The sequence below is a fragment of the Aquimarina macrocephali genome, assembly GCF_051627225.1.
In the GTDB taxonomy this organism is placed as follows: Bacteria; Bacteroidota; Bacteroidia; order Flavobacteriales; family Flavobacteriaceae; genus Aquimarina; species Aquimarina macrocephali.
Genome location: NZ_CP151795.1, coordinates 2,530,202 through 2,549,615, shown reverse-complemented (window position 1 = coordinate 2,549,615; position 19,414 = coordinate 2,530,202). Strand labels below are relative to the sequence as shown.

The 19,414-nt window shown below is 35.9% G+C and carries 1 protein-coding gene; it reads right to left on the bottom strand.

What is annotated here, in order from left to right:
* Positions 1-6 precede the first annotated feature (6 nt).
* Entirely contained in the window at positions 7-19,284 is a 19,278-nt protein-coding gene (locus AAFU52_RS11260; protein WP_438426448.1) for an SDR family NAD(P)-dependent oxidoreductase, read from the bottom strand.
* Between the last annotated feature and the right edge of the window lie 130 nt (positions 19,285-19,414).

Sequence of the window (19,414 nt, the reverse complement as noted above, 5' to 3'; positions counted from 1 at the left end):
ATAAAATCAATTTAACTCAGCTGCTTCTTCTATTGAGATTTCATTATTAAGAACTTTTTCAATTATGTTTTTATAAAAATCATCATCATAGGTTCCATCAATTGATATTTTTTGAGAAGTAAAGCCTGTTTCTCTATTCAGAGTTCGTGATGAAAACCCATGCATCTGTACACAAATATTTCCTTCGTGATCGCATAGATCAAGATCAATTTTAATGAGTTTATCTCCAGGTTTACTGTCTTTTGCATAGCGTGCCCAGACAAACATTTCTGGGACGCAAGCAGAGGTTATTCGTATAGTTTCTAACGAGAAAGGGAGTAATGGATGGGATGGTAAATCATTTAAATCAACCATTAACCCAATACATGCCTGAAGTGCACTGTCCATTAAACCTGGATGTAAAGTGAAACCTTTCTGGTTGGTTTTATTCTCTATTGGCAAACTAAGATGTGCGAGGAGTTGATGCTCTCCCATATAAATTGCAGTTACTCCCTGATGTGCCGGGCCATAATCAAGCCCAAACTGTTTAAAAGAACTATAAACAGTAGAAGATTCAATTGTTGTTTGCTTCATCTGTTTCCTAAGTTGATCAGTATTCAGTTTGGAAGGTATTTCCCTTCTTCTGAATATAGCTTCTCCTTGGCAATGTATAGTCTCTTTCTGCTCCTCTGTTTCATCATTCAGACTATATATCTCAAATTCTATTTTTTCTACAGCATCGCCTTTTTCTTCATTTTCAAATAGGGCTATTGATACCGCTTTATATTTTTCAACAACTACAGGCTTTAACCATACTGTATTTTGCAGTTCCAAAATGAATTGTTCTCCATGAACAGGTGACGCATGATTTATGGCAACCTGAGCCATTTCTAAATAGGCGACCGCTGGTAATACCTTGTTTCCATCCACCTGATGATCCTTTAAAAAGAATTCTTCACCATTAAAAATGGTTGTATAGCTTTGCTGACTTAAATCAGAAGTATTTTGATGGAGCAGCGGATGAATTGTTGTAGTATTGCTTTCTGGTACCCTAATTAGCTCGTTGTTTTTGGAGATGTTACACCAGTAACGTTCTTTTGCAAATGGATATGATGGTAAATGAATACGACTGGGCTTAACTTCTGTATATAACTTATTCCAATCTAATTCCAGACCCTTTATCCATAGATCAGCAAGGTTGGATAGTTTATTTTTGGTTATCCATTTATTAATAATTTCCTGCAGGTCAATATCTCTACTAAACAGAGTGCGAATATCCTTATTTCGATTAGCTTTCCCTATCCAGGTATTTTCAATTGCACGTTCTCCATCAATATAAGCTTGAAGTTTTTGAGCCAGTTCTTCTACCGAATTAACAATAAAGCTCAAGCGTTCTTCCATAGCTTCCCTACCCACCTGTAAGGTATAAGCCATATCTGCCAAATCAAGATTTCTAGTTGATTGCAATCCTTCTTCTTCTATTTGAATAAACTCAAAGAGATCCTTGGCCTTTTGCAGCAACTGCTCATGTGTTTTGGCCGAAAGTGGTATTATTACAAGGTTTTTTGTTTTGGAAATAGGATTACTTCTTGGTTCGATATATTCTTTAATGACCAGATGAGCATTAGTACCACTATGTCCAAAAGAGTTAATCGCTGCCATTCTAGCTCTATTAGACGGTTTCCAGTCCTCTACTTCGGTATTTATATAGAAAGGAGATTCTTTAAATTCGATTAAAGGGTTGATAGTTTTGAAGTTTAACAACTTTGGTATTTTATTGTGTTGCATAGACAATAGTACTTTGATCAATCCAATAACTCCAGCCGCCGCCGCTGTATGACCAATATATGATTTAGCACTACCAATAGCACAAAACCCTTTATTGTCTGTAAAATTCTGGAAAGCTCTTACTAAAGCATTTGTTTCTACTGGGTCTCCTAATTTTGTTCCTGTTCCGTGTGCTTCAACATAATTGATTTCTTTTGGATCAATTTTGAATTTTTTATAAACATCTACAATAAGTTTTTCCTGGGCCTCTCCATTAGGTGCCGTGATTCCATTACTTGCTCCATCCTGATTAATCCCTGATCCGGAGATCAATCCATAAATCTTATCTCCTGATTCAATAGCATCTTCCAAGCGTTTCAATACTACAATACCTATACCTTCAGAGATAATAGTTCCGTTTGCTTCTTTATCAAAAGTGAAACAACGACCATTAGGAGAAAGCATTTCTATCTTATCTAAACGAATGAGTACGTTCTCATCTAAACATGCATTGACGCCTCCTGCCAATGCCAAATCTGTTTCCTTATTTCTTAAGCTTTCGCATGCCAAATGCAACGCTACTGCCGAAGAAGAGCAACCTGTATTAACAACAAAGGATGGACCATTAAGGTTTAAAGTATAGGACAAACGAGAAGCTATAATAGCATCGGAATAGCCTGTAAAAGTTTCTCCTGTGTATCCTGTAGGTTCTGCTCCTATATAGATACCTGTTTGAGAGCCCGAAAGATCTTTTGGATTGTATCCCGAATTTTCGATAGCATTCCAACTTTCTTGTAAAACCAATCGTTGATGTGGATTCATCGACTCTGCTTCCTTAGGAGAAATATTAAAGAACAGAGGGTCAAAACAATCTCTGTCTTCAACTATTCCACCCCATTTACATCGTGTTTTATCTGGTTGTTTTTCGGTACTGAAGTATTTTCTTTGATCTAAGTAACGATTAGGAAGTTCATCAACTCCATCAACTCCCTGTATCAGATTTTGCCAGAATTGACTAATATTATCTGCCTTCGGAAACATCCCAGATATTCCAACTACAGCAATCTCTGAGCTGTTCTCTTCAATTTTTCCGGAAGCATTTTTCCCAAACAAATCTGTTCTAAAAGCAAATCTGTTTTGAGGTAAAACACTCCCTATACTAGCTGCCTCTTCTTTATATATCGGTTGTCCTGGATCCTCCTCTGTTGTTACCGAAATATCATGTTGTATTTCCAGGTTGGATTCTATCTGTGCCTGATAAGAGTTATTTATATGTTTACTCAAACGATTTACCGATGAGTGTTCAAAAATGATAGCAGTATTTAATGAAATAGAAAGTACTTCATTGACTCGATTTATAAAACTTACTCCTAGAATTGAATCAATTCCATAATCTGAAAAAGCAATATCCGAATCGATATTTTCTGAGGAAATTTTTAAAGTCTCGGATAAACTACTCAGGATTTTAGTACGAATATGTTCCCGTATATTTTGTGAAGGTTTCGAAACTAAGCTTTGCTCTCGTATTGAAACAGTTGTTTGTTTCTGAATCTGGGCAGGCTTACTTTTGGTCACAGCTGGAATAGTTTTGGCAATTATCTCTTTCGGTTTTACTGATATTTTTTGCCTAATTACCCCATTACTCTGAGCCATAATTATCTGTTGGCCGACAAAATGTGTTTCTTCTGCCGGAAACAATACTAAAGGAAAACCTTCTTCTTTTAGAACTTGTTTCCAAGTAGCAGGAAATACCCCTGGGCTACCTGGCATACGAAGATCAGGGTCCTTGAAGAGCCACCATCCATCTAGTAACCCAAATGTCAAATGATTAAAGAGTGCTGGAGTACTTAATTCATTGATCAGCAAATATCCGTTTTGATGTAGAATGGTCTTTGCATTCTGTATAGTACGTCGTATATCTTTGGTAGCATGTAACACATTAGCAGCAATCACCAGGTCATAAGTACCAATTTCAATATCCTGATCCTCTATAGGTTGTTCTATATCAAGCCTCTCACAGTGTATGTAAGGGTTTTCTGGTACATAATTTTTTTCTGCATGGAAAAAGAATGCTTTTGAAAGGTCTGTATAGCAATATTTCTCTATCGATTTCTTAAAAGGCTGCAGTTTTGAAAAAACAATAGCTGAAGTTCCTCCTGTACCTGCTCCAATTTCAAGTATTCTTAATTTAGCATTAGGCTCTAATTGTAATCTTTGATGTACATATGCTACTACCGCATTGGCTATAATTTCATTAAAGGTATCAGACTGTAGGTTGTTTTTATATACTCCTTCCACTTTTTCCATAGAAGAATTGGGAAATATGATGTCTGTAGCCAAAACCTTGCCTTGTAAAACTTCTGGCAGTTTTTCTAAACAATCATGTACAAGTGTAACCCACGCTTTACGATCTTGGTTTTGTAAATATTTCTCTTTTTCTATATTCCATTTACTCCAAATCTCTTTAGTATTTGCTTTTTTCCATTCAGTAATGACATTGTCTTCATATTGAATATATCCGTTTTGTTTCAACCTTTGTAGACAAGTATTCCACCAAGGGATATATTTATCTAAAATCCCACATTGTTTATATAAGGTGGATATTTCTAATGTCTTCTCGTTACTATTGGATTTTATCAACTGATCTATTTGACAAAACAATAATTGATAAAGCCAATCTTCTAACTTACTATTCTCTTCAATGTGCTTCAGTTCTCTGACTTTTTCCTGCGGAATCTCGATTGTAGATTCTGATACTATTATTGAAGATGAATCTGGTATTCTTGTTAAGGATATTAATTCTTCTTTATTGTAATTCATCAATGTCTCAATATGCTGTGATGTTTTCATACATAAAACCTGATGAATCCTTCCTTGCATAAGTTCACTAACGAATTGTTCAAAGCATTTAAATCCTTCATTGTCCTCCAGAGCTTCGAAATTCCCAGTAGAAATATCTTCATTACGTTCTGCAATAGTTTCAATTGAAGATTTCCAGAATCCCCAATTTATAATTCCAACAGGAAAATCTGATTGCTTTCGAATTGAGTGAACAAAGCTATCAGCATACGTAATTCCGCTCGCATATGCAGAAAGTTTAGCTGCTCCAGAAAAAGAATAGGCCTGTCCCGAGGAGAAATAACACATAAAATCGAGAGGTTCCTTTTTCAGAGCAGTATAGAATACCCTGCTTCCTCGAGCTTTCAAATCAAAAATCGATCTGAATTCCTTTTCTGTAGTTTGATCTAATGAATTTTCAAAATCAAAGACCATTCCGGCAAAAATGGCTCCATTTATACTATGATATTCCTGTGTAATGGATGCTACTGCTTGTTCGAAGTCATTCTGATTAGTAACATCAGCTTGAACATACTTCAAATTCTCTCTGGATTCTTTACATAATTCCATCGCCGCCTGTACCTTCTTTGAGGTTACTTCACTTCTTCCTATCCATACAACTGTAGCTTCATACTTTTTGATCAGTTTACGTGTAATGACTTTACCAACAGTACCGCTTCCGCCTACGATAAGATAGACACCATTCTGACGAATAGCAGAATTAACCGGAGTGTTCCAGTCTAATTTATATAATGTTTGACGATACCTCTTTCCTGATCGAATTTTAAACACTTCACCTCTATCTGTAGAAGGTTCTTGAAGTATAGTCTCTAATACTTTCTTACGACTGTCTGCCGTTTTTAGATCTTCTGAGGACAAATCAAGGTTTCTAACCCGAAATTGATAACTCCCTTGAGCAAGTGAATATGCCAAACCTGTAATACCTGCTCCTCCATATTGGTTTGGTTCTTCATGGATAGAGTGAGTATCCAGTGTTAACACATAAGATTCGATTTTTTCTTTTACCTTATTGTTTTGCTTAAGAACTTTAACAAGACGTGAAAATTGAATTTCATTGCTTTTATGACTATACTCCAATTCATTTAAAATTAACGAATTAGAGAATTCATCTTGCATAGAAAGAAAATACAATGCATCTATTTCATCGATATTCTTCAAACAACTTTGAAATCCTTCAGGGTCGTCTGTACCACATAGCCACTCCTTGTCGGATACCTGCTCTGTTTTATTTGCCACTCTAACCAGAAGGGACTTTGTATTATTCTGATCATAATATTGTAGAATTTCCTTTTCAAGCCCTAAGGTGGCTCCACTACAAACAATTAATACTGTTTTATGAGTTACAGTAGTGTTTTGTGACAATACAGGTTGTACTTCCCATTTGGTCTGATAACTTACTCCATCCCATAATTGAGCTGTTTCTATAGTGGTTCCTTTTGGTTTTATTTGTGAAGGAACGACTAGTTCCAAACCTCTCATAGTTATAGCTATATTCCCCTGTTGATCGCATAGGTCAATATCCAGTTTAATTTGCTTGTCATCAGGTTGAGTTTCTTCTGATAATCGTACCCAAGCAAACATTTCTTCGACACAAGCAGACACAACAGTTAATGAATCCAAGGCTACAGGGATCAATGGTTCTGCACTTCCAATTAACACTACACTTGCCTGTAATATACTATCTATGATACTGGGATGTAGCACATAATTGCCTTGACTTGTAGATGGTATTTTACACTTTACCAACAATTGGTTATTTCCTTGATATATAGCTTTTAGTGCCTGAAAAGATTGCCCATAACTTATACCAATATTGTTTAGAGTAGTATAGAGATCAGATATTTCTACAGAATCTTCTCCCATTTGTCTCATCAAACCTTGCACGTCTAATTTTGAAGTATTAGATGCTATACTAAAAATTGCATTGCCTTTAAAATGACATATTTCTGCACCAACCTCTTGGCTAAAAATTTCGTAACTGATTTGATTTTCATTCAGTGGAGATAAAACGATCTTAATATTTTTATCCTTATTAACAATACATGGTTCCACCCATTCTAAATGGTGCATTTCAATAATTAGTGATTCTTCTGCTATAGGTAAAGCCATTTTAACAGCAGCTCTTGCCATTTCTAAATAAATACTAGTTGGTAATACTTTATGTCCTTGATATTGATAATCTTTTAAAAAGAATTCGTTTCCTCTAAAAGTTGAACTATAGCTTTGTTGAATAAGATTGGAAGTATTTTGATGTACTAATGGGTGTAGTTTATGTAAGCTACTTCCTGATTGATCTTTCGGTATTGTATTTATCCAATAACGTTCTTGAGCAAATGGATAAGTAGGTAAAGCAATACGTTTGGGTTTATTATCACCATAGAATTTTTTCCAGTCTATAGTCAAGCCTTTGACCCATAACTCAAGTAATTTGGGTAGTTTCTTACGGATAATCCATTTATCAATTGCCTCTTTCATATCGTCATCATCATTGATAATCCTAATATCTTCCTGATTGCGCTTTGCTTTACCTCTATAAGTATCTTCTATGTCTTCAACATCATCAAGATAATCTTGAAGTTTTTCGGTCAATTGGGTGACTGATCCTACTATAAATCCGAGGCGTTCTTCAAACTCTTCTCTACATACCTGAAGACTATATCCTAACTCTTGTAAATCAATAGTCTTCTGAGATGGTGATACAATAAAATCTAGCAAATCATGAGTTCTTTGTTGTAACTGCTCTTCGGTTCTTGCCGAAAGAAGAATCATTACTTTCTCATTTTGAGTCGTTCGAGGGATCGGATTTATATTTTCAATAGGTTCCTGATATTCTTCAATAACGACATGAGCATTGGTTCCACTTCGTCCAAAGGAACTTACTGCTCCCAGGTATGGTTTGCCTTCCTCCTTATTCCACTCACAGGTTTCTTTATTTATAAAAAACGGACTATCATTTCTGGTGATATAATCATTTTCCTCTTGGCAGTTTAAACTTCCCGGAATTTGACGGTATTGCATGGCTTTTAGTAGATTAACCACACTAACTAACCCAGAGGCTGCCAATGTATGTCCCACATTACTCTTACAACTCGTCAAAGCACAATGTTCTTGCTTTATCTGGGATTGCTTGTTACTATTTAGTTTTTTAAAAGCTTTAATCAAAGCATTTATCTCAACAGGATCACCAAGTTTGGTACCTGTACCATGGGTGACGATATATGATAGATCATTGGTATCAATTTGGTAATCTTTGTAAACCTTTTCTATTAATTCAGATTGTCTGTCTCCATTAGGTGCAGTAACTCCATTTGTTTTACCATCGAAATTAATGCCACTAGCTTTGATTGTGCCATATATTGAATCACCTTCTTCAATGGCTGCTGATAATGGTTTCAGCATTAGTACTACAACAGATTCTCCCACTCCAATACCATTTGCATTTTTTGAGAAAGAGTAACAATGACCGTCTTCTGATAGCATGCCTGCCTCACTCATCATCATGTAATTTTCTGGTGAAAGGAGCAGTGAAATACCCGCTACTATTGCCGATTTACATTCTCCTTGACGCAGACTTGATACAGCCTGATGTAGGGCTACCAATCCTGATGAACACGCTGTATTTGTAGCAATAGTCGGCCCATGTAAATCGAGGAAGTAAGAGAGTCTAGAACTCATCATGGCATTACCACTGGTAGTAATACCTTGCCGTCCTGTGATTTGGTCGTATTGGCTTTCTTCCATTCCTACAAAAACACCTACTTTTTTACCTCTAATATCATTTGGAGATATTCTTGCATCTTCTATCGCTTTGTAAGTTTCCATTAAGAGTAGACGTTCAGCAGGATCCATTTGCTCAGCCTCACGAGGGGAGATTTCAAAAAACAATGGATCAAACTCATCCACACCATGAATAAAGCCTCCTTTATTGGTAACCATTTTATTGTTGGTATCACCTGGAGCGGTAAAATAATCATGCCAGTTCCATCTGTTAGAAGGTATTTCAGTAATTACATCTTTACCTTCTGCAAGCAATGCCCAAAATTGATCTACTGTTTGAGCCTGTGGAAAACGCCCAGACATACCCACAATTGCAATAGGTTCCTGATTCATTGTAGCAGGCAGCGCAGAATTAAATCGAGGTCTAAAACGATGATTAAGATCTGGCTTAACACTTTCTAATTTAGTTGTAGAAATTTTTCCTTTATCAGTTTCATTAACAGCTTTAGTCTGGTTGTAAAAACTTTCTATGTGTATAGCATGCTCCTGCAGAAAATACTCTCCCAACTTACTAATAGTAGTAGCACTAAAAAATATTGCTGGTGTTATTTCTAATCCAAAATAAGCTGTCAGTCTTTTAGCAAATTTACTCAGGCTAATAGAGTCAAAACCATATTCTGTTAAATTCTTAGTAGTACTTAGTTCTGTTTTTTTGATTTTAGTCAATCCAGAAATCTGTTGCTTTAAGTCGGAAATGATACATTCCTTCATTGAAAGTCCCTGGTACTGAAATTTCCGTACTTTATCCTCGGTGTGTTTTGTTTGTCCATGAACGCTTTCTACAATAATTGGTTGCCTAACCTGATATAATCGATTCAATGTCTGCTCAAGACGGGATGGTTTTCCCAGCATCACAAGTGTTTGTGTCATATCTGACTTTAAAAGGTCATGCCAAAGGTCTATACCTTGCGATGTTTGTAATGGTTCCTGACCACTGCTTTTCAAATAAAAGGAAGTTTGTTCCTTATCACTTGTTCCCATATTGCCTTCTTGCCATAGTGGCCAGTTAATGACAACTGTTTTTCCATTACGTTGCTCTTTTTGTTCACGATATTGACTATAGGCCATTTGGAAACGACTAGCTACTGCATAATCACAAGAACCAAAATCACCAAGTAAAGCCGATACTGATGAAAAGTAGCAAATGAAATCTAATGAAGGTTCATCAAATATCTCATCTAATAGTATGGAACCAATGGTTTTAGGATGAAGTACTGTATTGATATCTTCTGCTGATCTATTGTAAAAAGGTTCTGAGGATTCTACTCCTGCTGCATGAATAATACCAGAAAGGTTAAAAGGCAGATCAGATTTCAAAGCTAATATTCCCTTTCTGTCACTAACATCAACAGATGTATAGTATACTTCTCCCGTACCCGTTTCTTTTAAACTCTTAATTTGCTCTTCAATATCAGAGGTTATCCGACGCCTACCTACCAATAGAAGATTGGCATTATAATTTTTCGCCAGATAATGAGCAAACTGTAAACCTAAATTACCACAACCACCTGTAATTAAATAACTTCCATTTTGTTTCAGTACAGATTCTTTGTCTGTTTTATCGGTTTTACATGATTGTATTGATAGTATATATCTCTTCTTATCCTTATACCATAATACTCCGTTCCGTTGTGATGCATCTAACAACTGTTTAGATGTACAGGAAGGTATATCTGTATAAAGTAATGATACTTGAATATTTGGTAGAAGTAATTTTAATGATCGTTCAAAACCAATCCAAGAGTAATCCCAACAAGTATTAACTTCTGAAGGATTATAATATCCGACAAGTGTCACGTGAGTTACTGAAGATATAGATGATTTAATAGTTTTAAACAAATCAAATAACATGTGAACACCTGTTTCACCCTGACCTTTCCCCCAAGTATATATGATGCGAACAGGTTTACTCTCTTCATCAGTAACTCGATTAAGTATTTTACCAATATCGTTTTGGTTAGTTGGATGACAATGGTATAACTTCGGTGTCACTTGCCGAAAACTATCAGCCTCCTCGACCATAATGGCTTTGGACAACAGATTCTCTGTTTCAATTACCAATTTTTCACGAAAATCTTTATCCGTAAAAATAATGGTCTGTTGATCATCCAATCCTGCCTCTGTATTGATACCTGGTTGATCTTGCCAATATTCTCTAAAAAATAATGTTTGTGTTGTTTCTTGTGTTTGAAACAGTTCTTTGTTGGTTACATTTTCATTAACATTAGTAAATGCTTCTATTCTTGTTTGATTATCACTACCAAGTGATAACTCTCTAATTTGTGTACAAACAATCCCTTGGTCATCATACAGATCTATATCCAAGCTGAAATTTTCATCTCCCGATTGATGGTTTTTTGAAAAACGAATCCATATATGCATGTTTTGTGTACAAGGTGATACTACTCGTATCGACCCTAAATTCAAAGGAATTAATCTCTCATGCTTATTTTCAAAAAAATCAACAACCCTTAATATATGTTCCATGATTGCAGGATATAACACAAAACCTTTTTGGTTATCCAGAGTATGATCTGATAAATTTAATTGAACTAATAATTGATACTCTTTCTGATGTATATCTACAATTTCTGAATGAGCTATACCCATTTCATCTTGCGTCATCTGTCCTTTAAGCCACTCTATGTCCTTTTGATTTGATACTAATGAATTACTAATACGTGCAACTCCCTGGCAATGGATTATTTCTTCGTTTCCTGTATTACTACATATTTCATAATCAATATGAACGTTATCCTTTTCATATAAAGAAATTGTAAATTCTGTATCGGGAACAGCTATCATAGGATCCGACCATACTATATTATTTAACTCTATACCGGATTCTGATTGTAATGGTAATGAGTGTTCAATAGCCGCACGAGCCATTTCTAAACTAGCTAATTCTGCTATGAATTTTACCCCAGTCTGTTGATCATAATTTAAAAATGATTCTTTGCCATTAAATATTGAGCTATAACGTTGCTGATGAATCATAGATGTATTCTGGTGCAGCAAAGGATGTACTATAGTTCCCGAAGTTTTTGGCGATGAGAAATCACTAACCTCTTCATTAAACCAATATCGTTCTTTAGCGAATGGATAAACTGGCAAATTTACTCGCTGAGGTTTGTTCTCTCCGTACAATTTATTCCAATCCAGATCATGCCCTTGAACCCATAAACTGATAAGATTAGAAAGTTTTTTCTGCTGAATCCATTTATCAACGGTTTCTTGTAAATCGGTATCATTAGAAAATAAGGAAATAGTGGTTTTATTACGTTTTGCTTCTCCCAGGAATATATCCTGAACATTTTTTTTGCCTTCTATATATGTTTTTAATTTTTTTATTAATTGATCCGCGGTATTAGCCACAAATCCCAGACGTTGCTCCATCTCCATTCTTCCTATCTGTAACGTATATGACACTTGAACCATATCAAAGGATTGTCTCTCTTTATCAATATATGTCAACAGATCAATCGCCTTTTGCTTCAATTGTTCCTCGGTTTTGGCAGATAAAAGGAAAACACAATCATTATTTGAAACGCTATCTGAATTCTTGATATTTCTATCTAACGATGACGGGTACTCTGCTATAACCATATGGGCATTGGTCCCACTAAAACCAAAGGAGCTGATAGCTGCCTGACGTCTTTGCGTTTCTTCAATGTTCCAATCTTTTAATTTTGTATTAACATAGAACGGGCTGTCTTTCAAACCGATATGTTCGTTCAATTTTTCAAAATTAATAGTTGGAGGTAGTTTCTTATATTTTAGTGACATCAGAAGCTTGATCATACCAGCAACTCCAGCAGCCATTAAGCAATGACCTATATTACTTTTTACTGACCCCAGAGCACAGTACTCCTTTTCTGGAGTGTATTTTTTAAAAGATTCTACCAAGGCTTCTACCTCAATCGGATCTCCTAATTTTGTTCCTGTTCCGTGGGCTTCAACTAACTGAATGGAAGATGGATCAATATTATATTTATCATAAACTTCTTGTTGCAACTTAGATTGAGCTTCTGTATTTGGAGCTGTGATTCCATTAGTCTTACCATCTTGGTTAGTACCCCAGCCTTGGATAACTCCTAGAATATTGTCTTTATCTCTTTCTGCATCCTCCAGTCTTTTTAGCATAACTACTCCAACCCCCTCGCCAGGTACAAATCCATTGGCTCGTTGATCAAAAGTATAGCATGTTCCCTCTGGTGATAACATCCCCATTTGCGAAGTCTTAACATGCATATCAGAACCAACACCAACATAAACTCCTCCTGCCAGCATAAGATCACTTTGACCAAGAATTAAGGAATCACAGGCGTTGGCAATGGCCACCAATGAGGATGAACAAGCTGTATCAATGGTTAAACAAGGTCCCTGTAAGTTTAGGAAATAAGATATACGTGCAGCCAATATAGAATTATCTCCACCTGTAAAACCATAAGCACTTGTTCTTAGATTCTTTGATAACAGATGATAATCTCCCTGACCACAGCCTACAAATACACCGCATTTGCTATTAGCCAATGATTCGGCATTGTAACCTGCATATTCTATGGCATGCCAACAGGTCTGCAAAAACAGTCTCTGTTGCGGATCCATATGCTCTGCTTCTGAGGGTGATATATTAAAAAATAAGGGATCAAAAAGATCATGTTCTTCTAATGCCCCCATCCATTTGCTATAGGTTTTTTCTGAGATTGCCTCCCCTTCCTGATAGTACTTATCAATATCCCAGCGTTCTTTGGGTATTTCACTAATACAATTTTCGCCCTGAGCTATATTTTGCCAAAATGCTTCTACATCTTTGGCTTTAGGAAACTGACCTGCCATACCAATTACGGCTATGGATTTTGATTGATGTTCTAAAGGTACAGTTGGTTTCTGTGCCGATAAATTGTACTCAGAAACAGGGTTTTCTAATGTTGATGATGAAGCGTTAATACTTTGTAATTCTATAGGATTATTGGCATGATCAGTTTGTTTTTCCAGAACTTCCTGAACAGGTAATATTCCTTCTTTTTCTGCTTCTGTTTTTACATAATTACTGAATTGCTTCAGATTTGGATAACTATAAATTTTAGTTGCATTAATAGAAATCTTATATTTTTCATTGATCTTTCTTATCCAGGTCACTCCAATAATTGAATCCAAACCAAGATCCACAAACTGGCTTTCCTCATCGATCTCTTCATCTTGCATATGTAATTCTTGGGCCAATAGTTCTTTGAGACTTGCCAAGATCATAGACAACACATCCGTACCCTGAGATATGTTATCGAATCCGGAAGAAATCGATCCTTCTGCTTGGATTGCCTGATCCATTGTATCTTCTGTGGTAGTATTGAAATTGTTTTCAATACGTTCCAGAGTCTCAGAACGGCCAACAAATGTTTTTTCGTGCATGGCCAATTCCAGACTGTATGTTTCTTCCAAACGAATTCTTAACTTATCGGTCAACTGATCCTTAAGAGCTATTAAACTATCTCTGGAATTACCTGCCAGTTGTTTGGCAAGAGTAAGCCCAGCAGAAAAAACCTCTTTACGAGGTAAAACCGGCAAAGGCAGTCCTTTTTCCTTTAACTCCTGACCCGAGTATTCCACTCCTGTCAGCAAGGTATCTCTTGCCAGATCATATCCTATTCTCTCAGGAAAAATCAGAGTCGATCCTGCCCCGGGAGTAAAGCCATAGCTCATATAAGGACTCACATAATGCCCTCCTTCACTGAACAACGGAAAATCACAAAACATTCCCATCGACCAGCCCGCACCGATCCCATGACCCTGCATAGCACCTATCACGGGGATCTTACATTTAAGGGCCAAGTGGTATATTTTGGCATCAGTAAATTTAATTTTACCCTCTTGGATATCCAGTAACATTTCTTTGGTTCCTCCTGAAATGAAATAATTATCATATCCTGTCAATATCACTACTTTATAGGCCGAAGATCCTGCTATATGCTCGAATATCTCTGTGATACCATCAATGAAGGCATCAGAAAACATATTCTTCGCCTCCCTGTCCTCCATCCTAATCTCTACTATCCCTTCCTGATATACCGTGGCCCGTATAACTTCTGACTTTAGTTGAATCTCTGTAGGTTCCTGTGGTAAAGAAGTCTTGACTTGTTCTTCAGTTTCTCGCCACAACGGTAACTGATCTATCTCTTCAAGGGTTGCTGCTACTCGATCCTTCTTCCATTGCCTTATAGTTTCTATTGAAAGGGAGCTCCATAGGGTCGCTAATTCCATAGCTGATGAAAAGGGATCCTTGGATACTAATGCACCTCCCACTTGCTGCTGGAGCTCAACACCTCTATATATTTTGTTTGACAGCAATACTTCCTGACATACATAAGACCCCAATCGATCTTCGAATATATATCCTGCCTGTCTTGATAGTTTTGGTTCCTCTAAAAGACCAGAGGCCGAATAGCCTCCCTCTGTTTGATAAATACACACATCACACGATTGAGCAATCAGCCAACCTATATCTTTCGCATTTTTCCTCATTGCTGATATCACGGGAATTGGTGATTCTATGAGTAACCGTTGGAACTCTAGAATTTCTCTTACCGATCCAGATACATCCGATACTCTAAGAAAACCTTCATCATCACTGGTAAGTACTATCGCTTTATGGCACCTTTCCTTCCTAACCTGACTAAGGATATCACCAAGACCTGATACAAGGGTTTTTAACTGGTATTTTTTTTCTCCGATATGTATCCTGATTACCAGTATCTGATCCTTATCTGTTTCAACTGTTATATACTTCGAGCGGGAAAAAACCTTGGATGGGGCTGAAGTTGTAGTATCTTTTATCTTCAATGATTCAACTACACTTAACTCATCTGTTAGCCTTAAAATATTTCGCCCTAAGTGTTGCTTCAGAAGATGAAGAGAAACTTGTGGTTTGCCACATAGGGACTGAGCCAATTTTTCTGTATGAACTCTTACCTCTTCGGAAGGGACGATCGGAATGCTCCAGCCTCTTTCCTTTAACTTATATCCTCTTGATACCCCTGATTGATATAAGAAATCTCTTGCGAAAACTTCTCCAAAACGTTCTCTGAAAAGCAATTCTTCTTCTAATGTAGGTAACGGTCCTTTGTCATAATCTGTATAGGAATATTTGGCTTCCTGGCTGCATACCATAAAATCACACAGTGCACCCAACAGGAAACCACTACCTGTGGCATCCCCTTGCATCTCTGCTATTATTGGATAGGGAAAATAAGCTATGGAACGATAAAGTCCCTGCGCTACCGATTCGTTATATGATTCGCGCCCTCCTTGAAGAAAAGTATTTCCATTACCTCGGAGCAACAACACTTTTAGCCCTGGTAGTTGTTGTACATACTCCAGACTATGTATTAGCTCTACCACTAATTCACGGGAAAGAGTGTTATTCCCGTCTGCATTCATCTCCAGAGAATAAGTACCATTACCTTGATCAAACAGTTTTATATAAGAAGGGTTATTTATAGTATGGTTTTCCTTCGGGGTCTCCTCTAATGTATCCGAAAGGGTAAACTGTACTTTTTGGTCCACGACCTGTTCTATTTCTTCCACTTTTATTTGCCCTGGAGGCATTAATGGGATATTAATAGGTTTTGGCAGGGTCTCCTTATCAAAATCTTGAACTAATCGAACCTCTTTCTCTGTCTTCTTTAAAATCTGTGAAGGAATAGAGAGTTCTTCCGAAATGTTGAAAGTTTTGATTTTTACTTTTTGTGTGGTTATTTGAGGATATTTTTCATCAAGGTCTTGCTGTTTTGTATAAGAAACCCAATATCCCTTTTTGTGGTCAAAAGGATATGTTGGAATTTCTAAAGTTTTAGGGTTGATTGGATACAACTCTTCCCATTTTATGGTACTACCTTGACACCATTGTTCTGCTACATTCCCCAAATTAAGACTATCGACAATGATTTTATTATGATCTAGTTGGTCTAGTTTTGATTTTTTTATTCTACCTACATAGGTGTTTTGCAGGTAAGACCCTTCTATAAAATTTATCAAATATGCTTTGAGATCTTCGATAGTATTATATACAAAAGCTAACCTATGTTCCATTTCCTCTTTGGTAGCTTGTAGGGTATATGATAATTGATAAGGAGTTACCGAAGAATTTTGATTTATATAACTCAGTATTTTTTTCACATAATCTTTCAGTATTTCTTCACGTCTTGCAGATAATATAAATAAGTATGGTCCTTCGATTCCTGAAGTGTTCTCTACCTCATCTTCCTTATAAGATTCTAAAACTATATGAGCATTAGCACCTCCTATCCCAAAACTACTTACTCCAGCTATAAGAGTATTTTGATTGTTATTTGGCAGCCATTCGGTTCCATTTTCCAGAATACGAAAAGGTTTATTTTCAATTTCAATTTTACTGTTTATGTTTTTGAAGTTTTGACTAGCAGGCAGATAATTATGTTTCATTGCCATAGTTACCTTTAGTAGTCCGGCAATTCCGGATGCTGCTTCTAAATGACCAATATTTGTTTTTATTGATCCTATCCCGCACCAGGGAGTATGATTTTCATTTTTTTCACCTTGTAGTGATTGAAAAGCTTTGGTTAAACCCAATATTTCTATTGGATCTCCTAGGCTCGTACCTGTGCCATGTGCTTCTATATACGAAACATCCTGTATATGGATGTTGGCTTTTGTATATGCTTCTTCAATAAGTTGTTTTTGTTTGTTTGGGTTAGGTACAGTTACCCCACCAGAATAGCCTCCATGATTTACGGCTGTACTTTTAATTAAGGCCAACACATTATCATTATCAGTAATTGCTTTTTTCAAAGGTTTTAAAAGGAACATTACAGCTCCTTCTCCTCTTACATATCCGTTGGCTCTTTCATCAAAAGTGTAACACTTACCATCAATACTTAACATATTGGATTCTTTGTAAGCAATACTCTTTGTAGGTTCGCACATGAGGTGTATCCCTCCTACTATAGCTTGTTCACATTCATTTTGTTTGATTGAAGCAATCGCATTATTTATGGCAACCAACGATGAAGAGCAAGCCGTATCTATTGTTAAACTAGGGCCATCAAAATCATAAAAATATGAAATCCGGTTTGAGAGAAGTGCCATTGCTGTTCCTGTCACAGAAAACTCTTTAAGTTTAGGATTTTTATTTAGTAAAGTCTCATAATCACTTCCACTAGCACCAATAAATACTCCTGTTTTACTCTTTTTTAATACCGAAGGTTTGTATCCAGAACTTTCTATGAGTTCCCATGTGAGTTCAAGAAGAATTCTTTGCTGTGGATCTATCATTTTTACTTCTCTTGGGGATATCCCAAAAAAGGATGCATCAAATTTATCTACATCTTTTATATAACCTCCGTAATTAATTCCTTTATGGATTCCGTGTATATCAATATCTTCTGGCCAATCCCATCTATCTTTTGGAGTAGTTGTGATACAAGAATTTCCATTCACTAAATTTTCCCAAAATTCTTCTTTAGTATTTGCTCCAGGCATTTTTAATGAAAGCCCTATGATAGCAATATCGTCAGATTCTACAGGGCTTTCCTCATCTTTTACTACTTCATTATCTTTATTCAGATTAGGTGTGGTATGGTATGTCGAAAGCAGAAAAGATGCAATTTCTTTCACTGTAAATAGTCCATAAAATGTGCTTGGATTACTTTGGAAACCATACTCTATGTTAAGATGTTCTGAAAGTTCAGTATATACAATGGATTCAACTCCAAACCTCCTTAAATCTGTATGAATAGCAATCTCGTTATTTTCTAAAATTTTAGAAAAAAAGTTGATTATCGTTTCACATAGTTGTTCTTCGCTTAAATCACTATTACCTTTGAAATTTTGATTAAGTATTGGAGAATTATCAGGAGATTCAGTAGTATTTATATTTGGTGTACTTGTTTCTAAGAAAGGCTTCGTTTCACCTTCCTTTTCACCTCTAATCCAAGTACTTGCAATTTTTAAAGGTTCTGATAGCTTTTTAATCGTAAATATCTTTGCTATTAACACTCCATCCTTTTCTCTTACTAAAGAAGAACTTAGTTTAATCGTATTGTTATCCAGGTAAGAAAAGTCTTCTAAATTATACGTCAATTCTTCATTTGCATTTGCATTTCCATAGTAGTGTATATCTCTCGCAATAGTAGAACTATCTTTGGCCCAATTATAGTTTTCGATTTCTCCAATGTATTTTTCCTGAAAAAAACTCAATTCACATTTATCACTTATTTTTGGGTAAGAAGCAAAATATAAAAGACCAACACCATTGATATCATCATAAGAATCAATTTGGTATTTTTTTTGAAATAAAGGTTTTACATCTGTATAGATATCAAATGGGCTATCATTAAGAATGATTTCTTTTATATCGTTACCTTCTTCTTTTTCAGGTTGAAAAAAACAAGATTTTACCTTAAAAAAATCTTTGGCAACTTTAGGAAGTTTATTGTGAACCGAAATATTTTTATGTTCTACGCTTAGAGGTGTTCCTTTTATCAATTTTTGATTATTTCCTGAGTTTCGAGAAGAAAAAACGGACATTAATTCTGTCTTTATTTTTTTATTTAGCCCAGTCACCTCGCCATTACTAAAAAACATCTTGTTACCATACTTTGACAGGTAACTATTAATCTCTATTTTTTCGTTTTCACTGAATTCTCCCAGGCAATTATTAGACTCCCATTTTATTCGAACAAAGCTAGCATACAACCTATTTCCGTTACTGTCAACCAATTTATCAGACTCTGTTTTCAGTCCTTCTGATATCATTTTCCAATGTATATCACCTAGTTCTTTCATTAACCAGTTTTCGGACAGTCCATCCCATAACATTTGTGGGATATTTAAACTATATGTTCGATTTTCGGACACTTTATTCATTATATTATAATCATTAAGAATTGGAAAATAAGCACCTACGCCAAGTCTTTTATGACCTTAGCGAATTGAATAAAATTTGCAACATCAATTGGGGGGAGTGTAGATAACTATCCTGTGTTATATTACTAAC